This window comes from Sulfuricystis multivorans, from assembly GCF_003966565.1.
GTDB lineage: Bacteria > Pseudomonadota > Gammaproteobacteria > Burkholderiales > Rhodocyclaceae > Sulfuricystis > Sulfuricystis multivorans.
On sequence record NZ_AP018718.1, the window covers coordinates 1,685,020 to 1,710,168 of the forward strand.

Below are 25,149 nucleotides of genomic sequence, written 5' to 3' on the forward strand. Positions count from 1 at the left end.
AAAAAAAGCTGCGGCTTTCACCGACTTACATCCTCACAACTTGAACTCCGGCAATTTCTTCGCCACCGCGACGTTCTTCAAAGTCACATACTTGGGCAGACCATCCGGCCCGTAGGGCGGATAGTCCTCGCCCTTCATCAGCGGCGCGAGGTATTCGCGGCACTTGTCGGTGATGCCGAAACCATCGCTGGTGATGAAGTTCTTCGGCATCATTTTCTCGACATTGGCCACCTTGGAGAGCGGCGCCATGCCAACCTTCCAGCGATAAGGCTTGCTGGAGATACGCTCGACGGTCGGCATCACCGAATTGTGCCCTTTCAGTGCGAACTCGACCGCCGCCTTGCCCATCGCATAGGCCTGATCGACGTCGGACTTCGAGGCGATGTGCCGCGCGGCGCGCTGCAGATAGTCGGCGACCCCCCAGTGGAACTTGTAGCCGAGCGATTCCTTGATCATGTTGGCGACCACCGGGGCAGCACCGCCGAGTTGGGCATGGCCGAAAGCATCGCGCGTGCCCTGCTCGGCGAGGAACTTGCCGTCGGGCCAATGGCACCCCTCGGAGACGACGACCGTGCAATAGCCGAACTTCTTGACCATCGCATCGACCTTGGCGAGGAATTTCTCCTTGTCGAACAACACCTCGGGGAACAGCACGACGATTGGCAGTTCACGCTCCTTGCTGGAAGCCATCGCGCCGGCGGCAGCGATCCAGCCGGCGTGCCGTCCCATCACCTCGAGTACGAACACCTTGGTCGAGGTCGCGCACATCGAGCGCACGTCATAGGTCGCCTCGAGCGTCGAGACGGCGATGTACTTGGCGACCGAACCGAAACCCGGGCAGTTGTCGGTGATCGGCAGGTCGTTATCCACGGTCTTGGGCACATGGATCGCCTGCACCGGGTAGCCCATCTTCTCGGACAGCTGCGAGACCTTGTAGCAGGTGTCGGCCGAGTCGCCGCCGCCGTTGTAGAAGAAGTAGCCGATGTTGTGCGCCTTGAACACCTCGATCAGGCGCTCGTATTCGCGCTGGTTCGCTTCCAGGCTCTTCAGCTTGTAGCGGCACGAGCCGAAGGCGCCGGAGGGCGTATAGCGCAGCGCGGCGATCGCCGCGGCGGATTCCTTGCTGGTGTCGATCAGGTCTTCGGTCAAAGCACCGATGATGCCATTGCGTCCTGCATAGACCTTGCCGATCTTGTCCTTGTGCTTCCTGGCGGTCTCGATCACGCCGCAGGCCGAGGCGTTGATCACCGCGGTCACTCCGCCCGACTGCGCATAGAACGCATTCATTTTCTTTGCTGCCATGATGACTCTCCTCCTCACTCGCTCAGGGCGGCAAAGGCAGCGTCGCGCACCTCCTCGACCTTGCCGAGCCCATTGATCTTGCGGTATTTCGGCGCACCGGGTTCGCCCGAGGCCGCCCATTTGCCGTAGTAGTCGATCAGCGCTTCGGTTTGCTGGTGATAGACCTCGAGGCGCTTTTTGACGGTTTCCTCCTTGTCATCGTCGCGCTGGATCAGCGGCTCGCCGGTGACGTCGTCCTTGCCTTCGACCTTGGGCGGATTGAAGATCACGTGATAAGTGCGCCCAGAGGCGACGTGCACGCGCCGCCCGCTCATGCGCTTGATGATCTCCTCGTCGGGCACGTCGATCTCGAGCACGTAGTCGATCGGCACACCGGCCTCCTTCATCGCCTCGGCCTGCGGGATGGTGCGTGGAAAACCGTCGAACATATAGCCGTTCTGACAATCCGGTTCCTTCAGCCGATCCTTCACCAGGCCGATGATGATGTCATCGCGAACGAGGCCGCCGGCATCCATGATCTTCTTGGCTTCCAGACCGAGCGGCGTGCCCGCCTTGACCGCGGCGCGCAGCATGTCGCCGGTCGAGATCTGCGGAATGCCGTATTTTTCCTTGATGAAATTGGCCTGGGTGCCCTTACCGGCGCCCGGCGGGCCCAACAGAATCAAACGCATCGTACATCTCCTCGTGTTGTTATTTCCTGACTTCAAACAATGCAACGAATGTTCGCACCAACCGCCACGGGCTTGGCTAGATTTTATCTATCCCAAGATAGCCGCCATGATTAGTGCAGTGCAACAAACTGTTTGCGCACCCGTTCCAGATCTTCTGGCGTATCGACGCCTGGCACCGGAGGATGCGCATAATCGATGACATGGATGTGAAAGCCGTGCCACAAGGCGCGCAGTTGTTCGAGCGCCTCCCATTGCTCGAGCGGCGCCGGCGCCAGCGAGCCAAAGCGGCGCAGGAAGCCCACCCGATAGGCATACAGCCCGACATGGCGCCGCACCTCCAATTCCGGGGGCAGCACCGCGGGACGCGCCGCCAGACCATCGCGATGCCAAGGGATCGGCGCGCGCGAGAAATAGAGCGCGCGCCCGTTGGAGGTGGTGACCACCTTGACGACGTGCGGACTCATAAACTCGGTCAGATCGTGGATGCGGTGCGCCGCGGTAGCCATGCTCGCCTCACGATCGATCACCAGCGCACCAGCCACGGCATCGATGTGGGCCGGATCGATCAGCGGTTCGTCGCCCTGCACGTTGACGACGATCGCCTCTTCAGGCCAGCCAAAGAAGCGCGCGACCTCGGCGACGCGATCGGTGCCGCTCACATGGTCGGCGCGCGTCATGACGGCAAGATGGCCGTGGGCCGCAGCCGCGGCGATGATGCGTTCGTCATCGGTGGCGATGATCACTTCCTGCGCGCCGCTTCGCTGCGCGGCTTCGGCGACGCGCACGACCATCGGTTTGCCGGCGAGATCGAGGAGCGGTTTGCCGGGCAGCCGCGTCGAGGCGTAACGGGCGGGGATGACGACGAAGAAGCCGCTCACTTACTCTTCTTCCGGGGCAAGCTGGCGCGCCTCGTCTTCGAGCATGATCGGAATGTCGTCGCGGATCGGGTAGGCGAGGCGGCAAGCCTTGCAGACCAGCTCGCCGGCTGCCTTGCGATAGTCGAGCGGGCCCTTGCACAGTGGGCAGACGAGGATTTCAAGCAGACGCGGGTCCATCGGTTTTCTCCAGAATGGCCAGAACATGGCGGGCGAGATCGGGCTCGACGTGCGCCTCGACCGGTAGCACCCAGACCGGCAGCCGCGCGAGGCCGGCGCATTTTAGCGCGTCCTTCTCGGTCATCAGTATCGCATCGCCGGCAAAATCGAGATCGACCGCGCTGTAGCGATGATGATCGGGAAACGGATGCGCCTCGAAGACGAGACCGAGCCGGGTAAGGTGATCGAAGAAGCGCTGCGGTTCGCCGATGCCAGCCACGGCATGCAGCTGCAGACCGGCCAGCTCGCCCGCCGCACAGAGGATTTTCGGATCGTCGAGACGATAAAACCGCTCGCCGACGAGGCGCATCGTGAAACGCGGCACGTCAGCCACGGCGGGCGCGGCGCAGTCGTGCAGCACCAGCGCCGCGACCTCGCGCAGACGGGCCGGCGGCTCGCGCAGCGGCCCGGCCGGCAGCGGCCAGCCATTCATCAGTCCGCGCCGGTCGATCACCGCGATCTCGACATCGCGGGCAAGACGGTAATGTTGCAGGCCGTCATCGCACAACAGCAGATCGCATTCGGGATGGGCGGCCAGGAGGGCGCGCCCGGCGGCGAGACGGTCCGCGCCGACGACGACCGGGCAGCCGCAGCGGCGCGCAAGCAGCAGCGGCTCGTCGCCGACCTCTTCTGCCGTGCTGTCCGCGCCGACGATGCGAATATCGCTCGTCGCGCGCCGATAGCCGCGGCTGACGATGCCCGGACGACGCCCCGCAGTTCGCAGCCGTTCAGCCAGCCAGAGCGTCAGTGGGGTCTTGCCTGCGCCGCCGGCGACGATGTTGCCGACCACCACCACCGGTACCGGCAAGCGCTCCGATTTCAGCCACCCGCGCCGGTATGCCTTGCGGCGCAGTCCGGCCAGGGCGAAGAACAACAGTCCGAAGGGCAGCAACGACCAGGCAAGGAGTCCCCGGCGTCGCCAGACCCGCATCATCCCATCACGGTTGTTTTTGCTGGGTGGCAAAGGAGATCTGGCTCAAGCCGGCAGTACGCGCGGCCTGCATCACGTCGATGACATTCTGATGGGCGGTCTTGGCGTCCGCGTTGATGACGACGATGGGTGAAGCTGCGCCTGCGGCAGCACGCTGCAATGCCTGGGCGAGCGCCTCGACGTTGCCTGCGACCGGCTGCTTGTCGATCAGCACCGTCCCGGCAGCCGTCACCACCACGTCGATCTCGTTCGGCTTGTCCTGCTGCGCCTGGGCATCCGCCGTCGGCAGATTGATCTCGAGGCCGGCGAACTTCGAGTAGGTCGTCGTGATCATCAGGAAGATGAGGATCACCAGCAGCACGTCGATCATCGGGATCAGATTGATCTCCGGCTCTTCGCGTGTGCGGCCGCGTTGGAAGTTCATTCACCGCCTCTCGCCATGGATCTGTTCGACCAATTTGAGCGCCTGCTGCTCCATCTCGATCACACAGCTGTCGACGAAGGCGCGGAAATGCCGGTAGAAGATCATCGCCGGGATGGCGATGATCAGGCCGAAGCCGGTGTTGTAGAGCGCCACCGAAATGCCATGCGCCAGCTGCTGCGGATTGTTGCCCGCGCCGGTGGCCGAACCGAAGATCTCGATCATCCCCACGACCGTGCCGAACAGTCCCAACAGCGGGCTGATCGAGGCGATCGTGCCCAAGCTGGTGAGGAAGCGTTCTAGCTCGTGGGCAACAGCGCGCCCGGCTTCTTCGATGGCTTCCTTCATCACTTCGCGCGAGGCTTTGTCGTTGCGCAAGCCGGCCGCGAAGACCCTGCCGAGCGGGGAATGCGCCTCGAGCCGCGCCAGCAGGTCGTCGGTGACGCCGCTCTTGCGGTATTCGGCGATCGTGCTCTGCAACAGGCCAGTGGGCACGACCCGCCCGCGCCGCAAAGTGAAAGCCCGTTCGATGATCAGCGCCACGGCGATCACCGACGCCGCCAGCAAAAACCAGATCGGCCAGCCGGCCGCCTGAATGATCGAAAACACGCTTTATCCTCCGCAACCATTGACGACAGATTGCGCACTTTACTACGAACCGCCGTCAGTCCCGACTAGAATGCCGCATGAATCGCATGTCAGAAATCTCATCGACCCTCGCCGCCTGGCTGAAGCTGCTCGGACAAGCCAGTGCCGGTGTACGAGCGCCGAGTTTCGCCAACGCAGCGGCACCCGAGCAGCAGGAAATCCTCATCGGCGCGCTGGCGGCGCTGGCCGCCGAAGCACTGGCCTGCGATCGCAGCTTAACGATCGTCACTGCCGACGATGGCCTGCTGCCGGATATCTCGAATGCCCTCGACCTGCATCTGCGTCCGCTCTGTCTGGTCCTGCCGGGCGCCGACCACGCCCGTCCGATTGCGCTGCGCGCGACACTGTCGCTCTTGAAAAGCCGACTCTCCCGCACCGCCGCCGACAGCCAAGGGCCCGTCTGGACGGCACAACGCGAACGTCTGCGGCATGCGGATGCCCTCTGGCGGATGAGCCTCGCCTGGGTGGCGCGCAATCTGCGTGACGAGGCGCCGCCGGCCGGCATCTTCGCTCTGTTTCCAGTGCGCATCGCCCCCTGGCAGGCCATCCAGCACACCGCAATGCCAACCGATTGGGTGGTGCTGATGCAAGACGGGCGATTGCCCGCTCAGCTTTGCAGCCCCTGGCCAGGGGCACGGCACACCCTGCTGCTGTCGTGGGCCGGTGGGAAAACGCAAGGCATCGTTCTTACCGACGAGACCGCGCAGCTTTCGGCGCAGATCGAGCTGCTCGGCCAGGAGCTCGCCGAGCTGGAGCTCGAGCTGGCAACCGCACAAGGGGAGCTGGCGGCATTCGGTGCCCGCTACCAGATGCTCGTTGCCGCCCGTATCGTCCGCCTCGACCGGCTGCTGGCCGAACTGGCCGCAGCGCGCCTCGAATGCACGCCACAGGATGCTGCCAAAGTCCAGGCGGCACAGGAGGCGCGAGCCCGCGCCGACCAATCGCAGCGCGAATACGAAGCCGGCAGATGCCGTCCTGAAGGGGAGCAGACCCAGTCTTTCGCACCGGACATCGAGCTCAAGAAGCGCTTTCGTCAGCTGGCGCAGAAGATCCACCCGGATCGCGCCGCCAACGAGGCCGAGCGCGCTTGGCGCACGCAGTTGATGAGTGAAGCCAACCGCGCCTACCGGGCCGGTGACGCCGTGGCACTCGAGCGCATCTTTGCCCTTTGGCGCGCCGGGCCCGGAGCGGCTGCCGGCGTTGCCGTCCCGAAGCCGCCGAGTTTTGCGCGCCGACAGGGACTCATCGCCCAGCGCGATGCGATCCGGCAACGTATCGCCGCCATCGGCGCCGAGCTCGACCGGCTCTACGGCTCGAAGCTCTACGAGCTCTTCGCCGCCGCGCGGCTGGCCGAACGCCAGGGGCGCGATCTGCTCAGCGAAATGGCGCAACGTCTCGATCGGCAGATCGCGCAGGCGGAAAGCGAGCTCGCCGCACTGATCAAAGGGTGATTTCCAGACCTTCGTAAGCCAGCATCACCTCGCAACCCGGATCCGGATGGCGGGCAAGCGCCTCGGCAAACACCCGTTCCAGCTCGTCATCGCTGCGGGTCGGTTCGTGGTGGGTGCATAGCAGCCGTCGGGCGCCGGTGCGGCGGGCCAATTCCAGACCGGTATCGAAAGTGCCATGCCCCCAGCCGATTTTCTGCGGATATTCGGCCACCGTGTAGGCGGCATCGACGATCAGCAGATCGACCGGACCGATCGCCGCATCCAGGTCGGCCTGGCGCTGTTCGATCAGCGCCTGGTATTCGGCCCAAGGCGGGTCCTCCGGCGCGTAAATGTTGCGCCAGGGCTCGTGATCGCCAGTGAAGAACAGCGCTTTGCCATTGCACTCGATGCGATAACCGAGATTGGTCACCGGATGGTTCATCAGTATCGGCGTCACGGTCGCATCGCCGACCCGAACCGGCTCCCCCACGGTCAGCGTCAGGTATTCGACCGCAGCCTTGAGCTCGGCTTCGCGAATCGGGAAATAACTGTATTGCAACTGCACGTTCATCACGTGCTCGACCCCTTGCTGGGTGATCAAATCGAAGGCACCGTGAATACGCACGACATTGCCGGGAATATGTAGCGGCACGAAGAACGGCAGCCCCTGGATGTGATCCCAATGGGTATGGGTGATGAAGATGTTGGCTTCCACGGGAAGCCGGGCGAGCAGGCTCTGCGCCAGCGGAAAGATACCGGTACCGGCATCGAGGATGATCAGTCGGTCTTCATCGCTCCTGACCTCGATGCAAGTCGTGTTGCCGCCATAGCGCACCGTGCGCGGACCGGGCGACGGGATCGATCCCCGCACGCCCCACATCTTCACTCTCATCCCCTCTCCCCAATGCCGATCTGCGCGAAGGTCTGCGCTTCCGCCAGATGTTTGTTCAAATCCCCGAAGCCCGCGACGACCGCGTCCAGATCGCTGCCGAAGCGCGTCGGCAATTCTGCCATCTCTTCCTCCCGCCAGGGATTGCCCGCTGCCCCGATGCTCTGTTTGCGGCAGATCGCATCGGCCATGCGCAGGCAATCGAGCATCGCCTGCGGCGCGACATCGGCCGCGTGATGGTCGCGAATGCATGCAACGAGCGCCTCACCGAACTGCCATTTCTTCGCCAGCAGGGCGCCGACGAAGGCGTGGTCGGCACCGATCACCTCCTGCTCGGCGAGATACAGCGGTTTCCCTTCCTGGGCTGCGATGCCCAGTGCGAGCGTGAATTCGGCCGCCATGGTGTGGGCGAATACCACCTTGCCGAAATCGTGCAGCAGCCCGGCCACATAGCAGTCACCGGGATCGGCTTCCGAGCGGGTATGTTTCTCGCACAACAGGCGCGCCAATGAGGCGACGGCCAACGAATGGAGCAAGTATTGCTGGCTGTCGAAGAAGTCGGTATGAAAGCGCGGCAGCGCCCCGGCGGCGGCACAGGCCAGCGCAAGATTTTTGATCGTGTTGAGGCCGAGATAGACGACCGCCTGGCCGACCGAGCCGATCTTGTTGGGCAAGGCATAGTAGGCGGAATTGATGACGCGCAGGATGCGCAGCGTCATCACCGGGTCTTTCTCGATCACACCGACCAGCTGCTTGGGCAGGCAGTTGCTGTCCCGCGTCATCGCGAGGATGGTCTGCACGCTCTTCGGAAACGCCGGCATGCGGTCGACCGCCGCCGTCAGCCTGCGTTCGAGTTCCGGTGACAACTGCGGCATGCCCTACCCCACCCCAAGGACGATGGCGGCGATTATACGGAGCGCGCCAGCGTCTGTTGGTCAAACGGCGGCAACGCGTTCGTAATACCGGGCGCGATAGAGCAAACGGCGCTTGTCGGCCGTTTCAGTGAAGCCGCTGCGATCGTGCAACACGTTGTTGCACACCAGCCCCATGCCAGGCTCGAGCCGGCCGCGCAGGGTCCACGGCGTCGGCGTGGCCAGGATGCGCTCGAGGGCGGCACGCGCCGCGCTGGCGGCGGCATCCCAGACGATACTCACCGTGCGGGCCGTGTAGCGCATGTGCAGCGTGCCATCTTCATTGACGGAAAACACCGGGCCGGGTTGGGCGGCACGCGCCACCCCCTGGTCATCGGTGCGCGGCGGGATGGTCATCACCGCCGGCCGAGACAGGGCGCGGATGTAGTCTGGATTCTCGTCGCGCAACAAGAGGTAGGCGATCTCGTGATCGAGCAGCTGATTCTCGCCGCCGCTGGCGGCGCTTTGCACGCAGTGCAGCAGCAAGCCGCGGATCGTGTGCTCGGGCCGGTTGTAATAGCCGTCGGTATGCCACTTGATCGGCCGGTCAGTGTAGGGAATGAAGTCCTTGCGTTCGCCACGGGCTTCGGCGCCGGTGACCGAAAGCGGCGAAATGCCGTCGCTGTCGGTCAGCCAGTGGCCATCGAGCGTGCGCATCCCAAGCTGGGCGCCGAGCCGCCGGGGAATCTCCTTGTCGGGATCCGCGCCGGTCTTGCTGATGTAGATCGCCATGTTGCAGCACCGGTTGAGAGCGACGAGACGCTCGCGCTCCACTGCTTTCAGCTGGCGCGGATCATCTAGGGCGACGATGATGTCCTCGATGTGCCGCGGCGCGGTATCGAGTTTGCGCGCGCGCCATTCGGCATAGGCGCGGGTGTCGGCAAGGTCGAAGGGGCCGGGCATCGCGTGTCCTTTCAGTCGATCGAGCCGCGCAGATCCTGCCGGCGCTGGCTTTTGGCCTGTTCCGGATTGAACAGGCCATCGAGGGTTTTCTCGAGCATCTTCAGCGACTCAGGAGCCTCGATGTCCATCGCCTGATCGATGACCCAGAGCTTGTCCTTCTCTGGCAAAACATCGCGCAAGCAGGCGGCGAAGAAGCGTTTGAAAGCGAAATCCGGCCCTTGCTCGGTGTAGTCGAATTCGGCGTAATCCACCACGCGGCGGTTGAAGAGATCGATGAAATGCCGCTGCGACTCGCCCGGCACCGCTTCGCCCAGCAGCATGATGTTGTTTTCCTCGACGAAGCGGGCGATGTTCTTCACCAGCGCGGACGTGAATTCGTTGCGTGCCGCGGCATCGAGCTTGCGATGAGCGACCCGGTCGGCTGCCACGGCCAGAAATGCCAGATACTCACAGACGAAATCGAAGTACGGGCGCCCCGGATCGATGTCGTAATCGGCCTTGCGCATGCGCTTGATCGATTCGATCGCCAGCTTCCAGGCGAGCACCGCCACCACCGAGGCAAGTGTCGCCGGAGAGCGCTGTCCCGGCGTGTGGAACTTGGTCTTGAGACGGATGGCCACGAATTAATAACCGCCCTTGCCATATGGCTGCGGCAGACCGGCGATACGGCAGCCCTGCTTTGCCGCACCACCATCCGGGAACAGCTCGAACATCAGCTTGTTGTCGGCTTCCGGCATCACGCCTTCATCCTGCAATCCCTTGATCAGGTTGCGCAGATTGGGGGTATGACCGTCTTCCTGATACTTCTGGCGGAGATAATTGATCACCTTCCAGTGTTGTTCGGTCAGCTCGATGCCTTCCTTTTCGGCGAAGGCATGCACCGCTTCCTCGCTGAAATCGGGTTCGAGCAGATAGCCGTAATCATCCACTTCTTTTTCGACGCCATTGATGACGATACCCATGTTTTTCCTCCTTGCAGTTGGCTTGTCGAGTTGATGATCGTTGAATCAGGCGGTTGCGGCGTCCGCTGGATTCGACTTGTGCGGCACGAAAACACCGCAGCCGCGTTTGCGTTCGATACCGAGGCCATATCGCATCAGGCGCTGGGCGCCTTCGGCATCGAGACCATTCACCATCAGGCTGAAGCCGTGCAACATCCCCTCCGCCGTTCTGGCCGACTGACGTTTGCCACAGACGAGAGAGCGCGGAACCACCTGCAGTGCCGCCAAGGCGCGCTGACAGGCGGTATAAAACCATTCCTCATCCGGTGCGTCGCTGCCGCCGAAGGTCACGAACTTCGAATACAGCACCGGCGCCTCGGGGAGCGCCTTTTCTGTTGCCGCGCCAACCTCGAGGATCGAACCGGCGAGATCGAGCTGGGCTCCGACCAACGCCCGCGCCTCAGCGAGTCGGCCGTGCGGCAGACGCAGCGTCAAATGCGAACGACGCGCGAGATACCACACCCCTTCCCCTGGACTCAAGCCGGAAAGGGGATGCACGCCGGCCAGCGCTTCGTTTTCCATCCACGGCAGGATCCGGCGGATCGCCTGCCATAGCGCATCTGCATGGTCGAACGGCACACTGCCGCCTTTGAGGACGAATTGGAGATCGACTATTTCCGGGCAGACATCCGTCAGCGCCACCTCGGTCGCCGTCTCGACTAGAGACTGGCCAGCCCCCAGGACCTCGAGCTGCCGCTGCGACCACTGCCCCATCGTCGCGGCCCAGCGGCCGGCAGTGACCGGATCGATATCGAAGATCGTAAACCGTCGATGCTCGCGGATGCGCAGGCGCAGTACCGGCACGCCACCCGCCGCGAAGCGGATGTGCTGCAATTCGATTTCCTGATTACCGACCGGCACCCGGAATTTGTCTAGACTGGTAATCTCATCCACGATTGCATGGACCTTGCGGCAAAGGCTGAAACGACATTGGAGATGGGGTCGGACTATCGCACCGCAAGATGGCGAGAACCATCACCAAATGGGAGAAAGCCGAATACCCCATCAGGGTAGGTTCCCTTACCCCTCCGAATGCGGTTATTCTACCTGCCGGAGGTATGGTGCAACCGGACGGTCAGTCCTGATAATTCAATCCAACAAAGACTGGCGACGGCGGCACGAACAACAGCAGCGAACGACCAGTTCCCAACAGTCACCTACGAACGAGGAGATAACATGGCCAAACAGCTTCACCCAACCCCTATGCTAGACCAACTCGAGTCCGGTCCGTGGCCCAGCTTCGTCACTGGCCTCAAGCGTCTCGCGAAGGACAAGGATTATGTCGTCGACCTGCTCGGCCACCTCGAGCATTCTTACGAAACCCGCAAGGGTTACTGGAAGGGGGGCACCGTGGGCGTGTTCGGTTACGGCGGCGGCGTGATCCCCCGCTTCACCGAAATCAAGGACGAAAAGACCGGCCAGCCGGTCTTCAAGGATGCTGCGGAATTCCACACCCTGCGCATCATGCCCCCGCCCGGCATGCACTATGACACCGCCACCCTGCGCAAATTCTGCGACATCTGGGAAAAGTATGGTTCCGGCCTGATCGCGCTGCACGGCCAGTCCGGCGACATCATGTTCCAGGGCTGCACCACCGAGAACGTCCAGCCGGCCTGGGACGAAATCAACGAGATGGGCTTCGATATGGGCGGCGCCGGCCCGGCCGTGCGCACCGCGATGTCCTGCGTCGGTGCCGCGCGCTGCGAGCAGTCCTGCTACGACGAAGCGCTGGCTCACCAGAAGATCATCAACAACTTCCTCGACGACATCCATCGTCCGGCACTGCCTTACAAGTTCAAGTTCAAGTTCTCCGGCTGCGGCAACGACTGCATGAACGCCATCCAGCGTGCCGACATGGCCGTGATCGGTACTTGGCGTGACAACATGAAGACCGACGACGAGCTCGGCAAGAAGTGGTTCGCCAAGCACGGCATGAACGAGCTGATCAACGACGTCGTCAATATGTGCCCGACGCGCGCCCTGCAAGTCAAGGACACCAAGGATGTGCGCAAGGACGCACACATCTCCGCCGTCGCGATCAACGACACCCAGTCGCTCGAAATCGACAACAAGGACTGCGTGCGCTGCATGCACTGCATCAACGTGATGACCGGCGCGCTCGGCCCGGGCAAGGACAAAGGCGCGACGATCCTGGTCGGCGGCCACGGCCACTTGAAGATCGGCGCGACGCTCGGCACCGTCGTCGTCCCCTTCATGGACCTCAAGACCGAAGAAGACTACGACAAGCTGGTCGAGCTGGCGCAGAACATCGTCGACTTCTTCGCCGAGAACGCTCTCGAGCATGAGCGCACCGGTGAGATGATCGAACGTATTGGTCTAGTCAACTTCCTCGAAGGCATCGGCCTCGATCCCGACGCGAACATGGTCAACTGCCCGCGTTCCAACCCGTATGTGCGCACCGACGGTTGGGACGAAGAAGTCGCGCGGATCAACGCCAAGAAGAAGGCCGCGGCCTGAGCTTCCTCCTGTGACAGGCGGCCGACTCCGTCTGGAGTCGGCCGACGGCCAGGCAGATGACCCTGTTCAGATAGCAACCATTTACACTGCGGAGACGATTCATGGCTCAACCTCAAATGCGCAAGCCAGTCGAGTACTTCCTCGACAACAAGAAATTCCTCCATCCGAAACTCGCCGCCAACTATGGCAACTGGAAATACCACGACCGTCCGCGTCCTGGCGTCCTGCATCACGTCTCCAACACTGGCGACGAAGTCTGGACGGTGCGCGCCGGCACCCAGCGGCAGATGGACGTGCACACGATCCGTCTGCTGTGCGACATCGCCGACCAATACGCCGAAGGGCGCGTTCGTTTCACGATCCGTTCCAACATCGAATACATCGTCTCCGATGAAGCCAAGGTCGGCCCGCTGATCGAAGCGCTGGAAAAGAACGGCTTCCCCGTCGGCGGCACCGGTAACTCGGTGTCGATGGTCGCCCACACCCAGGGCTGGCTGCACTGCGACATCCCGGGCACAGATGCCTCCGGCGTCGTCAAGTCGATGATGGACGCGCTGTTCGAAGACTTCAAGAAGGAAGAGATGCCCAACCGCGTCCGCTTGTCGACCTCCTGCTGCGAAATCAACTGCGGCGGCCAGGCCGACATCGCGGTGATCATCCAGCACACCAAGCCGCCGAAGATCAACCACGACCTGGTCGCCAACGTCTGCGAACGTCCCGCCGTCGTCGCCCGCTGCCCGGTCGCGGCGATCCGCCCAGCGCTGGTCAATGGCAAGCCTTCGCTGGAAGTCGACGAGAAGAAATGCGTCTGCTGCGGCGCCTGCTACCCCCCCTGCCCGCCGATGCAGATCAACGACCCCGAGCACTCGAAGCTCGCGATCTGGGTGGGCGGCAAGAACTCCAACGCGCGCAGCAAGCCCTCCTTCCACAAGCTGGTCGCCGCTGGGCTGCCCAACAACCCGCCGCGTTGGCCGGAGGTCAACGCCATCGTCAAGAAAATCCTCGACACCTACAAGGCCGATGCCCGTCCGTGGGAGCGCATGGCCGACTGGATCGAGCGTATCGGCTGGCCGCGCTTCTTCGAAAAGACGGGTCTGCCCTTCACCAAGTACATGATCGACGATTGGCGCGGCAGCCGTTACAACCTCAACGCCTCGAACCACGTCCGCTTCTGAGGAATCCGACACGATGAAGTTTTCGATTCTGGTCAACGAAGGTCCTTACACGCACGAGGCTTCCGACACCGCCTACCAGTTCGCCAAGGCGGTGTTGGCGAAGGGACACGAGATCTTCCGGATCTTCTTCTATCACGACGGCGTCAACAACGCCACGCGCCTGACCACGCCGCCGCAGGATGACCGCAACATCGTCAGCCGCTGGTCGAAGCTCGCGCAGGAGAACAATCTCGATCTCGTCGTCTGCGTCGCCGCGGCGCAGCGCCGTGGCATCGTCGATGAGGGCGAGATGAAGCGTAACGGCAAGGACGCCACGAACCTGGCGCCGGGATTCCGCATCTCCGGCCTCGGTCAGCTGATCGAAGCCGGCATCCAGTCCGACCGTCTGGTCGTGTTCGGTGACTGAAGGAGCGCACAGATGACTACCAAGAAATTCATGATGGTCAATCGCAAGGCGCCCTACGGCACGATCTATGCGTGGGAAGCTCTCGAAGTCGTGTTGATCGCCGCCGCCTTCGAGCAGGATGTATCGCTGACCTTCCTCGACGATGGTGTCTATCAGCTCAAGAAAGGGCACAACACCAAGGGCATCGAGACCAAGGCCTTCGAAAAGACCTGGGGGGCGCTCGAGGATTACGACATCACCAAGCTTTACGTCGCCCAGGAATCGCTGGCCGAGCGCGGTTTGTCCGCCGACGATCTCGCGGTGCCCGTCGAAGTGCTCTCCCGCGCCGAAATCGGCAAACTGATGGAAGAGCAGGACGTGATCCTGTCGTTCTGAGGAAACCACCATGCTGCATATCGTCAACAAATCCCCCTACGACCGTCCCGCGCTGAATTCCGTCCTCGCCACCTGCGATGGCGGCACGATCCTCCTCATCGAGGATGCCGTCTACGCAGCCGCCAAAGGGGGCAGCGAAGAAGCCAAGATCAAGGCGGCGATGGGCAAATTCAAAATCTATGCGCTCGCTTCCGACCTGGAAGCGCGCGGGATGGCGGATCGTGTGATCGAGGGCATCACCGTCACCGATTACGCCGGCTTCGTCGATCTCGTCGCGGATCACAAAACCTGCCAGTCATGGCTGTAACCCATTTTCAATCAATCAACTAGGAGACAACAATGGCATTCGAACTCAACGGCAAGACCTACGAAACCGACGAAGAAGGCTACCTGGTCAACCTGTCGGACTGGAATGAAGACGTCGCCAAGTACCTGGCCGAGCAAGAAGGCGTCAACCTGACCGACGCGCACTGGGAAGTCATCAACTTCCTGCGCGACTACTACAACGAGTTCCAGATCGCTCCAGCCGTGCGCGTGCTGACCAAGGCGATCGGCAAGAAGCTCGGCCCGGATAAAGGCAACAGCCAGTATCTCTATGAGCTGTTCCCCTATGGCCCCGCCAAGCAGGCCTGCAAGATCGCCGGCCTGCCGAAGCCGACCGGCTGCGTCTGATTCAGAAATAACCCGTCGGTGCACGGCACACTGGTGCCGTGCCACCAGCGCCGATTTCCGCAGTAGCGCCGGCTGCTCCGACGGCTACGTCAGGACAGCCAACGCAGCTCTGCACTCATGAATGCTGTGTTCGCCGTGGTGCACCGTCCATGACAACGTTCTTCGCGATCCTGTTCTACCTCGCCTTCGCCATCTTGGTCGTCGGCCTGGCCTACAAGATCTACGACTTTGCCCGCACTCCTGCGCCACTGTCGATCCCGACGACACCGGCGCCGACCACCACCGCCGGCGTGGCGTTCCGCTTGGCGCGCGAGGTGGTGCTGTTCGAGAGCCTGTTCAAGGGCAACCTGTGGATCTGGTTGTTCGGCTGGATGTTCCACATGGGACTGTTTCTCGTCCTGATCCGTCATCTGCGCTATTTCATCAGTGATGTTCCGGCCTGGCTGGTCTTCATTCAACCTTTCGGCAAATACGCCGCATTCATGATGGTGGCCGGACTGGCTGGTCTCTGGGCGCGCCGTTTCCTGGTCGAACGCATCCGCTACATCACCACGCCGTCCGATCATCTTTGGCTTGTCGTATTGATCGGCATCGGCATCACCGGTGCTGGCATGACCTTCGTCAGCCATGTCGATGTCGTCGCCGTGAAGGCCTTCTTCCTTGGTCTGATGCGCTTCGACATCCAGCCGCTGCCGGACCACCCTGCCTTGTACATCCATCTGATTCTCGTCGCCTTGCTGATGATCCTGTTCCCATTCAGCAAGCTACTGCATGCCCCGGGCGTGTTCTTCAGCCCGACCCGCAACCAGGCCGATACCCCGCGCGAAAAACGTCATCTCGCGCCGTGGGCCGCCCAGATCGAGAAGAGCTGACATGGCCGACCTTGAATTCCAGATTCCGAAATACCGGGAATATCCGGAAGTGCCTGTGCTCCAGCCGGGTGCGATGGCCCATTCGCACCCGCACGTCGCCAGCGAAAAGATCCAGGAAGCCATCGGCTTCCAGGGCAAGCTGGATGACGACTGGCAAATTACCCACGACAAGGCGATCGCCAAATTCGGCGAGCTGCTCGGCAAATACCGCTCGCTCAAGGTGTTCATGGATGCCTGCGTGCATTGCGGTTCCTGCACCGACAAGTGCCACTATTTCATCGGTACCAGCGACCCGAAGAACATGCCAGTGGCGCGCCAGGAGTTGATGCGCTCGGTCTATCGGCGCTATTTCACTTTCGCTGGCAAGCTGTTCCCCGGCCTGGTGGGCGCCAAGGATCTGACACGCGAACTCCTTGACGAATGGTACAGCTACTTCTGGCAGTGTTCGGAATGTCGCCGCTGCTCGGTGTTCTGCCCCTATGGCATCGACACCGCCGAAGTGACGATGGCCGCGCGCCATATCCTAGACACGGTCGGCTACGGCCAGAAGTACTCGAACGAAATCATCGGCAAGGTCTACAAGATCGGCAACAACCTGGGGCTACCCGGCCCGGCACTCGAGGACACGCTGCAGGGTCTCGAAGAAGACGTCAAAGAAGACACCGGCGTCGACGTCAAGTATCCGCTCGATGTCCAAGGCGCCGAAGTGCTGTTGGTCACCCCATCGGCCGACTTCTTCGCCGAGCCGCACATCGAATCATTGATCGGCTACGGCAAGGTCTTCCATGCTGCAGGGATTTCCTGGACGCTCTCCTCACATGCCTCGGAGGCCGGCAACTTCGGTCTGTTCAATGGCAGCTATGAGACGATGCGCAAGGTCGCCATGCGCATTCGCGAGGCGGCGTTGGAGTTGGGCGTCAAACGCATCGTCGTCGGCGAATGCGGCCATGCCTGGCGTGTCGCCTATGCGTTCTGGAACACCTTGAACGGTGTCGGTGCCGGCGGTAACGATCCCTTCTCGATCGAACTGCAAAAGCAGCTCGATCCGCGCTATCCGCAACCTTCGCACATCTGCGAATTCACTTGGGATCTGATCCAGCAAGGGCGCCTGAAGTTCGACAAGGAAGCCAACGACCACCGCGTCATCACCTTCCACGACTCCTGCAACGTCGCCCGCGCCTCGCGCATGGGCGGCTATCCGGGCGGCCAGTTCGAGATTCCGCGCAACATCATCAAGGCGGTTGCCAACAAATTCGTCGACATGGCGCCGGAGACGATCCGCGAGGTCACCTATTGTTGCGGCGGCGGTGGCGGCATCCTGACAGACGAGCTGATCGAAGCGCGCATCAAGGGCGCTTTTCCGCGCATGGAAGCGCTGCAGCAAGTGGTCGAAAGGCATGGCGTGAACTTCATGGCCACCATCTGTGCGATCTGCAAAGCCCAATTCACCAAGGTCTTGCCGTATTACGGTTTCAACATGCGGCTGGTCGGCGGCGTGCACCAGCTGGTCAGCACCGCCATCCGCCTCGGCAACGAACATTGATCCAACAACCCGATAAACACACGGAGACGACGATGTCAGCGACCCCCGAAACGACGAACGTAAAGTTGACCTTCCGCCACTTCAAGGACGGCGAAAAGCCCGATAGTTACAAGCGCTGGCAAGAAAAAATCTTCCAGGCGGGCTGGTCCTACAAGTGCCCGACCTACATCCAGTCCACGCCCCCGTGTCAGGGTTCCTGCCCGTCGGGCGAAGACATCCGCAGCTACCTGAACATCGTGCGCGGCATCGAAAAACCGCCGGTAGGCGCCGATGGCAAGCCGGTCATGCCGTGGCAGGAATATGCCTGGCGGCGCCTGACCGAAGCCAACCCCTTCCCGGCAGTGATGGGCCGTGTCTGCCCGGCGCCCTGCGAATCCGGCTGCAACCGCAACCAGGTCGAAGACCATGTCGGTATCAACTCGGTCGAACACTATCTGGGCGAATATGCGATCAAGAACAACCTGCAGTTCAAGAAGCCCGAGAAACTGACCGGCAAGAAAGTCGCCGTGATCGGTGGTGGGCCTGCCGGTCTGTCGGTCGCCTACCAGCTGGCGCTGAAGGGTCATTCGGTCACCATCTTCGACGACCACGACAAGCTCGGTGGCATGATGCGCTACGGCATCCCGGGCTACCGCACGCCGCGTGAAGTGCTCGATGCCGAAATCCAGCGCATCCTCAACCTCGGTGTCGAGACGCGCTTGAACTGCAAAGTCGGTGTCGATGTCACGCTCGAGCAGATCCGCAAGGAATTCGACGCCGTCTTCCTCGGCCTCGGCGCCCAGGGCGGCCGCCAGCTTCCCGCCGAGGGCGCGGAAAACACGCCGAACGTGGTCACCGCGACCGCGTTCCTGAAAGCCTTCAACGACGGCCGCCTGAAGTCGGTCGGCAAGAATGTCGTGGTCGTGGGCGGCGGCGACACTTCGATGGACGTCGCCACCGTGGCGCGTCGTCTTGGCCACATCGACAAGGTCAACCCGACCGACTGGGAGAAAGCGATCGCCGGCCAGCTCGCCCAGGACGTGGCGGACATCTCCCGCAGAGAAGGCGCCAACGTGGTGCTGACCTCGGTGTTCATGACCGCCAGCAAGCACGAAATCGAGCACGCGCAATCCGAAGGGATCGAGATCATGCAAGGCTGGATGCCGGTCAAGGTGATCAAGGGCCCGGATGGCCGTGCCACCGCGTTGCGTGTCAAGCAATGCGAGGCCAAGATGGTCGCAGGCCGCCTCGACATCAAGCCGATCGAGGGCACCGAGAAGGACCTGCCGGCCGACTTGATCGTCTCGGCGATCGGCCAGACCATCGATCTGACTGGCCTGTCCGAATTCGACAACGGCAAGGGTGGCGTCTCCGCCGACCGGAATTACCAGGTGCAAGGCAAGCCCGGCGTGTTCTGCGGCGGTGACGTGATCCGCCCGCATCTTTTGACCACCGCAATCGGTCATGGTGCGATCGCCGCCGACGGCATCGACCAATTCCTGCAGGGCCTCGAAGTGGGCAAGCGGCCGAAGATCGACGTGCATTACTTCGACCTGCTGCGCAAGTATCACGAGAAGGGCGTCGAGTTCCATGAAATTCATGGCCCGATCCGCGGCTCCTCGGAGTCTAAGGACATCATCCACAACTTCGACAACCGCGCCGATCGCTACATCATCCCGCACACCGAGTTGTTCCTTGGTCACTTCCAATACACGCCGCGCAACAAGCGCAAGATCGTCCATCTGACGAAGGAAGAGGCGCTCGGCAACTTCGAGGAACGCCTCGAGCCGCTCAACGATCAGCAAGTCGTTGCCGAGGCCAAGCGCTGCATGAGTTGCGGCCTGTGCTTCGAGTGCGACAACTGTGTGGTCTATTGCCCGCAGACGGCGGTCTATCGCGTCAAGAAGACCGAGGCGACCACCGGCCGCTACGTCGCCACCGACTACGACAAGTGCATCGGCTGCCACATCTGTCACGATGTCTGCCCGACTGGCTACATCCAGATGGGCCTTGGCGAGTAACCTCGAGGAGAAGGGGTGAGGAGTATGGTCATCGTGAAGCGTTTACTCGTCGGTTTGGCGGCGGTCCTGCTGCTTGCCCCTACTCTCGCCGCCGCTGGTACGCCGCTGCCGCAGCTCAAGATCGAGAATCCGGGGTCATGCATCGCACCGGTGCCCGAGATGCGCCGCAATCACATGGAGATGCTGAAGCACACCCGTGACCGGACCCTGCGCCAGGGTATCCGTGGCGAAAAGGCGAGCCTCAACGAGTGCATCAATTGTCATGCCAGCAAGACCACCGGCTCGGTGCTCGGCCCAGGCGGTTTCTGCCAGGAATGCCATGCCTACGCCGCCGTCAAGCCGGATTGTTGGGATTGTCATCAACCCAAGGCCGGCAACCATCAGGCCGTGGGAGTGAAACCATGAGCGAAGACCGCATCGAGAACAAATCGCGCCGTAGTTTCGTCGGAGCAGCAGCCGTCGCCGGTATCGGCGTCGCCGCGCTGGCGCCCGGCCTCAAGTTGATCGAAGTCGCCGGTGCCGCGCAGCGAGCGCCGGGTGAGCCGGCTTCTTCCGCCGTGCGCTGGGGCATGCTGATCGACACCAGCAAGTGCGCGAGCGGCTGCGACGCCTGCGTGAAGGCCTGCGCGCTTGAAAACGGCATCAACGAAACCGTCACTGACGCACGCCAGGGCTCCCAGTGGATCCGCAAGATCGATCTCAAAGATCCCAAGACGGGGCAGGAGCATTCGTTGCCGATGCTCTGTCAGCACTGCGAACACCCGCCCTGCGTCGATGTCTGCCCGACCGGAGCCTCGATGAAACGCGCCGATGGCATCGTGCTCGTCGACCGCCACATCTGCATCGGTTGCCGCTATTGCATGATGGCTTGCCCCTACAAGGCGCGCTCGCTGGTGCATATGCCGCTCACCGAGCAGAATCCTCTGGTGCCGCGCGGCCAGGGATGTGTAGAAGCCTGTACCTTCTGCGTGCATCGGGTCGATCGCGGCCAACAGCCGGCCTGTGTCGAGGCCTGCCCGGAAAAGGCCATGCTGTTCGGTAATCTCAACGACCCGAACAGCGAAATTGCCCAGCGCATTGCGAAAGAAAAGACCACGCAGGTGCGCGCCGATCTGAAACTGAATCTTGGCGTGCGTTACCAGGGAATCTGACGACCATGCAATCTGCCCTCACCCAACGTCTGCGCATACCGAACTTCTACCTCTTGGCAGCCATTGGTGCCATCCTCACCGTGGCAGGCACACTTGCCGCCTTCTACATGGAGCATCACGGCCACCAGGTGACCGGCATGAACAACCAGGTCTTCTGGGGCTTGCCACACGTGTTCGCGATCTTCCTGATCGTCGGCGCATCGGGCGTGCTCAACGTCGCCTCGATCGGCACCGTCTTCGGCAAGAAGGTCTACAAACCACGCGGGCCGCTCTCCGGTTTACTGGCGATCACCATGCTGGCTGCGGGTCTGTTCGTGATCATGCTCGACCTGGGGCGTGCCGATCGTCTGATCGTCGCGATGACGCACGTCAACTGGACCTCGGTGTTCGGGTGGAACATGGTGCTGTATCCCGTGTTTTTTGGCCTGGTTGGCCTCTACGTCTGGCTGCTGCTCGACCGTAAGATGTATGCCTATTCCAAGGCAGCGGGCACGGCGGCCTTCATCTGGCGTCTGGTGATGACCACTGGTACCGGTTCCATCTTCGGTTTCGTCGTCGCGCGCCAGGCCTATCATTCCGCAGTCATCGCCCCGATGTTCATCATCATGTCGTTCGCCTGGGGGCTGGCGATGTTCCTACTTTTCCAAACGGCGATGTACAAATGGCAGGGCACCCAGCTGAATGAGGAAATCCGCCTGCGGCTCAACAATCTGCTGGGAACCTTCGTGGCAGCGGTCGCCTATTTCGTCGTCGTCTATCATCTCACCAACATCTACTACGCGAAGCAGACCGCCTTCGAACACTTCATCCTCGTCTCCGGCGGCATTTATCCGCAACTGTTCTGGGTCGGCTTCGTCGTCGTCGGCACGCTCCTGCCGCTGCTGTTCGTCTTCGTCCCCGCGCTGCGCAACACACCTTCTTCCAGCATCCTGGCGTCGATTTTCACCATCCTCGGCGGCTTGGCCTTCCTGTATGTATTCATCATCGGCGGGCAAGCCTATCCGCTCGAAATCTTCCCGGGCATGGAGGTGAAAAGCAGCTTTTTCGATGGCGTGGTCGATCCCTACACGCCCAGCTTGCCCGAGATCCTGCTCAGTATTGGCGGGTTCGGCCTGTATTTCCTGCTCAGTCTGCTCGCCGTCCATGTATTGCCTTTCATGCCGCAGGACGACATCGCCCAGTTGCAGGCATCGGGCGCGCTACACGACTGAAGCATGCTGCGCGGCTGAATCCCGACAGGGATTCGCCGGGCAACGGTTTCCTCCATGCACCGTTTCCTGATCTCCGCCGCGCACAAGTCCTCGGGCAAGACCACGCTTTCCATCGGTCTGTGTGCGGCGCTCTCCGCACGCGGTCTCGCCGTGCAACCCTTCAAGAAGGGCCCGGACTACATCGATCCGCTCTGGCTTTCCAGAGCGGCGGGGCGAGGTTGCCGCAATCTCGACTTCTTCCTCTCCCCGCACGAAGAGATCCTTCGCCAGTTTAGCCAAGGCCATGACGCCGACGTCTGCCTGGTCGAGGGCAACAAGGGGCTCTACGACGGGCTCGCGCTCGATGGCAGCAACAGCAACGCAGCGCTGGCCCGGCTCCTCGATCTGCCGGTGATCCTGGTGCTCGACGCGCGCGGCCAGACGCGCGGCATCGCCCCGCTGATCCTCGGTTACCAGGCCTTCGATCCAGCGATCCGCATCGTCGGCGTGATCCTCAACCGCCTCGGCGGCAGCCGTCACGAAGCCAAGCTGCGCGCCGTCGTCGAGCACTACACCCACGTGCCCGTGCTTGGCGCGATCCACGAAGATCCGCAGCTAGCGGTCGTCGAACGCCATCTCGGTCTGATGCCGGCGAACGAAGCCGCTCATGCCCATGAGACCATCGCCGCGATTGCCGACCGTGTCGCCCGGCAGGTCGATCTCGACAGGCTGCTGGCCATCACCAAGACCGATGTGGCACTCTCCCCTCCTCCGCCCCGCCCGGCCCAGCCCAGCCCCAAAATCCGCGTGGCCATCGCTCGCGATGCCGCCTTCGGCTTCTACTACAGCGACGATCTCGAAGCGCTCGAGGACGCCGGTGCCGAGCTCGTCCCCTTCGATACCCTCAGTGATGCGCATCTGCCGCCCTGTGATGCGCTGCTGATCGGCGGCGGCTTTCCCGAGTCCTTTCTCGACGAGCTCGCCGCCAACACCAGCCTGCGCGAGGAGATTCGCACCGCAATCACAGCCGGTATGCCCGCCTATGCCGAGTGCGGCGGCCTGATGTATTTGGCCCGTTCGATCACCTGGCAAGGCAAATCCCGGCCGATGGTCGGGGTGATCCCGGGTGACATTCTGATGCACGACAAACCGGTCGGCCGCGGTTACGTGATCATCGAGCCGACCCAGGATCATCCGTGGTGGCAGGCGCAGAGGTGCCGTCCCGCGAGCGCCGAACTTCCTGCGATCCACGCCCACGAATTCCACTACTCCGAGATTCGCGGGCTGCCGGCCGACCAGCGCTATGCCTATCGGGTCAAACGCGGCCACGGCACCGATGGCCAGCACGACGGCATCCTTTGCCACAATCTGCTGGCCTCTTACACCCACCTGCGCGGCACGGCCGGTTGTGACTGGCCGGCACGCTTCATCCGCTTTGTTAACATGAAATACGATCAGCCATGCCCTCGACGTTCGTGACTCGACCGGAAGATCACCCTCGAGGCGAAAGCCGCGCACACGCCGTAGGGGTAGGCCTTGTGCCTACCCCCTTGTGCCTACCCGTCAACTCGCCCATAGGGCGGGCACAAGACCCACACATAGGGCGGGCACAAGACCCGCCCCTACAGGATGTGGGCGGGTGTTTATTCTTGCGCATGGCTATTTCATCCTCTGCGGGTGAGCGTGGTGATCATGCGCGTTAGCAGGCCGTTGAAAAACGTCACGAGGATGGCCAGATGCAAGGCGCACGGAGCGCAGCGACCGAGACATATCAATAAGATAGGCGAGGGAGCGAGCACCGCGCAACGCCGCAGATGGCCACCGCAGTAGTTTTTCAACAGCCTGTTAGACAATGTAACATTCCCACTCTGGAGACAGTCCCATGTTTACCCTGACCCCTGCCGCTGCCCAGCAAATCATCGCTGCCGCCGCAGCCTACCCCAACGATGACGAAGACATGCCCTGCCTGCGCGTCGCGGCCAAGATCGAAGACGGCGATATCGTTTACGGCATGGGTTTCGACGAAGAGCGCGAACAGGATACGGTCGTCGAATCCTGTGGCGTCACCGTGCTGATCTCACCTTTGAGCCGCGACCTGCTGGCCGATGCGACGCTCGATTTCGTCGAACTGCGGCCCGGCGAATTCCAGTTCGTCTTCCTGCACGGAGAAACGGCTCCAGGCGCAGAGGGCGGCTGTGCCAGTCGCAGCAGCGGCTGCGGTGGCTGTGGCGGAGGGACGGCGGGAGGTTGTGGCTGAGATGGACCATCCCCTGCTTCCCGAAGTGCCCAGCCGCGGCGCGGCCGTGCCCGGCACGGTCTATCTGGTCGGTGCCGGACCGGGTGATCCGGAGCTCTTGACGCTGCGCGCGTTGCGGCTGATCCGCGAGGCCGACGTCTTGGTTCATGATCAGCTCGTCTCCGAGGCGATCCTCGGTCTGGTCAATCCGGTGGCCGAGCGCATCTATGCCGGTAAGCAACGCGGCAACCATGCGGTGCCTCAGGAGGACCTGAATCGACTGCTGGTGCAGCTCGCCAAGCAAAACAAACGTGTCGTGCGCCTCAAGGGGGGCGATCCCTACACCTTCGGCCGCGGCGGCGAGGAGGTCGAAACGCTGCGCGAAAACGGCGTACCTTTCGAGGTCGTGCCGGGCGTCACCGCGGCGGCCGGTGTCGCCGCCTACGCCGGCATACCGCTCACCCACCGCAATTACGCCCAGGCTTGCGTCTATGTCACCGGTCACCTCAAGGATGGCAGCATGAACCTCGACTGGCCAGGGCTCGCCCGCCGCCGTCAGACGGTGATCATCTACATGGGGCTCTCTGGCCTGTCCTACCTGTGCGAACAGCTGATCGCGCACGGCCTGCCGCCCGACTGGCCCGCGGCGATCGTCCAGCAGGGCACCACCCCAAATCAGCGTACCGTCACCGGCACGCTGGCTACCTTGCCAGAACTCGCCGCCCAGGCCGGTCTCAAACCACCGACGCTGATCATCGTCGGCGAAGTCGTCCGGCTCCGCGACAAACTCGCCTGGTTCGAGAAAACCCCTGTTTGAACAAGGACTGACGTCCTGCGAAAGCAGGGGGTT

General features: G+C 62.4%; 28 protein-coding genes and 1 pseudogene. 16 read left to right on the top strand and 13 right to left on the bottom strand.

Annotation, left to right across the window (positions count from 1 at the left end):
- Positions 1-33 precede the first annotated feature (33 nt).
- The 7 genes from EL335_RS08385 to EL335_RS08415 form a co-directional block, all read right to left on the bottom strand.
- Positions 34-1,302: a 6-phosphofructokinase gene (locus tag EL335_RS08385; protein WP_126445896.1), complete on the bottom strand. Its 1,269-nt coding sequence runs from the start codon at positions 1,300-1,302 to the stop codon at positions 34-36.
- 14 nt (positions 1,303-1,316) lie between these two features.
- Positions 1,317-1,973, bottom strand: coding sequence for an adenylate kinase (gene adk, locus EL335_RS08390; RefSeq protein WP_126445898.1), 657 nt, complete (start codon positions 1,971-1,973; stop codon positions 1,317-1,319).
- A gap of 110 nt (positions 1,974-2,083) precedes the next feature.
- Positions 2,084-2,851 (bottom strand): 3-deoxy-manno-octulosonate cytidylyltransferase, encoded by a 768-nt coding sequence (kdsB, locus tag EL335_RS08395; protein WP_126445900.1) that lies wholly within the window; start codon positions 2,849-2,851, stop codon positions 2,084-2,086.
- Positions 2,852-3,028 carry a Trm112 family protein gene (locus EL335_RS08400; RefSeq protein WP_126445902.1) on the bottom strand — a complete coding sequence of 59 codons (177 nt, stop codon included), beginning with the start codon at positions 3,026-3,028 and terminating at the stop codon, positions 2,852-2,854.
- On the bottom strand, positions 3,009-4,001 hold the full coding sequence (gene lpxK / locus EL335_RS08405) for a tetraacyldisaccharide 4'-kinase (protein ID WP_126445904.1): 993 nt from the start codon (positions 3,999-4,001) through the stop codon (positions 3,009-3,011). Before lpxK ends, EL335_RS08400 begins: the two co-directional genes overlap by 20 nt.
- Positions 4,002-4,005: 4 nt before the next feature.
- On the bottom strand, positions 4,006-4,422 hold the full coding sequence (locus tag EL335_RS08410; protein ID WP_126445906.1) for an ExbD/TolR family protein: 417 nt from the start codon (positions 4,420-4,422) through the stop codon (positions 4,006-4,008).
- Positions 4,423-5,028, bottom strand: a complete 606-nt coding sequence (locus tag EL335_RS08415; RefSeq protein ID WP_126445908.1) for a MotA/TolQ/ExbB proton channel family protein — start codon at positions 5,026-5,028, stop codon at positions 4,423-4,425.
- Positions 5,029-5,105: 77 nt separating this feature from the next.
- Between EL335_RS08415 and EL335_RS08420 the strand changes: the two genes are divergently transcribed.
- Complete coding sequence (locus EL335_RS08420) at positions 5,106-6,518, top strand: J domain-containing protein (protein WP_126445910.1); 1,413 nt, start codon at positions 5,106-5,108, stop codon at positions 6,516-6,518.
- Here EL335_RS08420 and EL335_RS08425 read toward each other — a convergent pair.
- Genes EL335_RS08425 through cas6 form a run of 6 tightly spaced genes read right to left on the bottom strand, consistent with a single transcriptional unit; the run spans position 6,508 to position 11,095 of the window.
- Positions 6,508-7,389 carry an MBL fold metallo-hydrolase gene (locus EL335_RS08425; RefSeq protein WP_126445912.1) on the bottom strand — a complete coding sequence of 294 codons (882 nt, stop codon included), beginning with the start codon at positions 7,387-7,389 and terminating at the stop codon, positions 6,508-6,510. The genes EL335_RS08420 and EL335_RS08425 overlap by 11 nt on opposite strands.
- Positions 7,386-8,261, bottom strand: coding sequence for an HDOD domain-containing protein (locus EL335_RS08430; protein WP_126445914.1), 876 nt, complete (start codon positions 8,259-8,261; stop codon positions 7,386-7,388). Before EL335_RS08430 ends, EL335_RS08425 begins: the two co-directional genes overlap by 4 nt.
- Positions 8,262-8,321: 60 nt before the next feature.
- On the bottom strand, positions 8,322-9,200 hold the full coding sequence (locus tag EL335_RS08435; protein WP_126445916.1) for a TauD/TfdA family dioxygenase: 879 nt from the start codon (positions 9,198-9,200) through the stop codon (positions 8,322-8,324).
- 11 nt (positions 9,201-9,211) lie between these two features.
- On the bottom strand, positions 9,212-9,820 hold the full coding sequence (locus tag EL335_RS08440) for a hypothetical protein (protein ID WP_126445918.1): 609 nt from the start codon (positions 9,818-9,820) through the stop codon (positions 9,212-9,214).
- Positions 9,821-9,823: 3 nt separating this feature from the next.
- Positions 9,824-10,162: a TusE/DsrC/DsvC family sulfur relay protein gene (locus tag EL335_RS08445; protein WP_126445920.1), complete on the bottom strand. Its 339-nt coding sequence runs from the start codon at positions 10,160-10,162 to the stop codon at positions 9,824-9,826.
- 45 nt (positions 10,163-10,207) lie between these two features.
- Positions 10,208-11,095, bottom strand: a complete 888-nt coding sequence (gene cas6 / locus EL335_RS08450; RefSeq protein WP_126445922.1) for a type I-MYXAN CRISPR-associated protein Cas6/Cmx6 — start codon at positions 11,093-11,095, stop codon at positions 10,208-10,210.
- Between the two features lie 282 nt (positions 11,096-11,377).
- On the opposite strand from cas6, the gene dsrA reads away from it, so the two are divergent.
- From dsrA to cobA, 15 genes and pseudogenes are all read left to right on the top strand, one after another.
- Positions 11,378-12,679 (top strand): dissimilatory-type sulfite reductase subunit alpha, encoded by a 1,302-nt coding sequence (gene dsrA, locus EL335_RS08455; RefSeq protein WP_126445924.1) that lies wholly within the window; start codon positions 11,378-11,380, stop codon positions 12,677-12,679.
- 101 nt (positions 12,680-12,780) lie between these two features.
- Positions 12,781-13,854, top strand: coding sequence for a dissimilatory-type sulfite reductase subunit beta (gene dsrB / locus EL335_RS08460; RefSeq protein ID WP_126445926.1), 1,074 nt, complete (start codon positions 12,781-12,783; stop codon positions 13,852-13,854).
- A gap of 13 nt (positions 13,855-13,867) precedes the next feature.
- Positions 13,868-14,260, top strand: coding sequence for a sulfurtransferase complex subunit TusD (gene tusD, locus EL335_RS08465; RefSeq protein WP_126445928.1), 393 nt, complete (start codon positions 13,868-13,870; stop codon positions 14,258-14,260).
- A gap of 12 nt (positions 14,261-14,272) precedes the next feature.
- Complete coding sequence (gene tusC, locus EL335_RS08470; RefSeq protein ID WP_126445930.1) at positions 14,273-14,635, top strand: sulfurtransferase complex subunit TusC; 363 nt, start codon at positions 14,273-14,275, stop codon at positions 14,633-14,635.
- Between the two features lie 10 nt (positions 14,636-14,645).
- Positions 14,646-14,942, top strand: a complete 297-nt coding sequence (tusB, locus tag EL335_RS08475) for a sulfurtransferase complex subunit TusB (protein ID WP_126445932.1) — start codon at positions 14,646-14,648, stop codon at positions 14,940-14,942.
- Positions 14,943-14,974: 32 nt separating this feature from the next.
- On the top strand, positions 14,975-15,307 hold the full coding sequence (locus EL335_RS08480; protein ID WP_126445934.1) for a TusE/DsrC/DsvC family sulfur relay protein: 333 nt from the start codon (positions 14,975-14,977) through the stop codon (positions 15,305-15,307).
- A 149-nt stretch (positions 15,308-15,456) separates the two neighbouring features.
- The gene (locus EL335_RS08485; protein ID WP_126445936.1) at positions 15,457-16,179 is read left to right on the top strand and encodes a respiratory nitrate reductase subunit gamma; all 723 of its coding nucleotides are present in this window, start codon (positions 15,457-15,459) and stop codon (positions 16,177-16,179) included.
- A 1-nt stretch (position 16,180) separates the two neighbouring features.
- A complete protein-coding gene (gene dsrK, locus EL335_RS08490; protein WP_126445938.1) occupies positions 16,181-17,722 on the top strand; it encodes a sulfate reduction electron transfer complex DsrMKJOP subunit DsrK in 1,542 nt (513 codons plus the stop codon).
- A gap of 32 nt (positions 17,723-17,754) precedes the next feature.
- A complete protein-coding gene (locus EL335_RS08495) occupies positions 17,755-19,722 on the top strand; it encodes an NAD(P)-binding protein (protein WP_126445940.1) in 1,968 nt (655 codons plus the stop codon).
- 33 nt (positions 19,723-19,755) lie between these two features.
- Positions 19,756-20,127 carry a hypothetical protein gene (locus tag EL335_RS08500; protein WP_284155298.1) on the top strand — a complete coding sequence of 124 codons (372 nt, stop codon included), beginning with the start codon at positions 19,756-19,758 and terminating at the stop codon, positions 20,125-20,127.
- Positions 20,124-20,873 (top strand): sulfate reduction electron transfer complex DsrMKJOP subunit DsrO, encoded by a 750-nt coding sequence (gene dsrO, locus EL335_RS08505; protein WP_126445942.1) that lies wholly within the window; start codon positions 20,124-20,126, stop codon positions 20,871-20,873. Before EL335_RS08500 ends, dsrO begins: the two co-directional genes overlap by 4 nt.
- 5 nt (positions 20,874-20,878) lie before the next feature.
- A complete protein-coding gene (nrfD, locus tag EL335_RS08510; protein WP_126445944.1) occupies positions 20,879-22,084 on the top strand; it encodes an NrfD/PsrC family molybdoenzyme membrane anchor subunit in 1,206 nt (401 codons plus the stop codon).
- Positions 22,085-22,138: 54 nt separating this feature from the next.
- The gene (locus EL335_RS08515; RefSeq protein ID WP_126445946.1) at positions 22,139-23,542 is read left to right on the top strand and encodes a cobyrinic acid a,c-diamide synthase CobB; all 1,404 of its coding nucleotides are present in this window, start codon (positions 22,139-22,141) and stop codon (positions 23,540-23,542) included.
- 403 nt (positions 23,543-23,945) lie between these two features.
- Positions 23,946-24,320, top strand: a complete 375-nt coding sequence (locus EL335_RS08520; RefSeq protein ID WP_126445948.1) for an iron-sulfur cluster assembly accessory protein — start codon at positions 23,946-23,948, stop codon at positions 24,318-24,320.
- Between the two features lie 52 nt (positions 24,321-24,372).
- Positions 24,373-25,116 (top strand): annotated as a pseudogene (gene cobA, locus EL335_RS08525) (uroporphyrinogen-III C-methyltransferase); the annotation flags it as partial.
- Positions 25,117-25,149 lie beyond the last annotated feature (33 nt).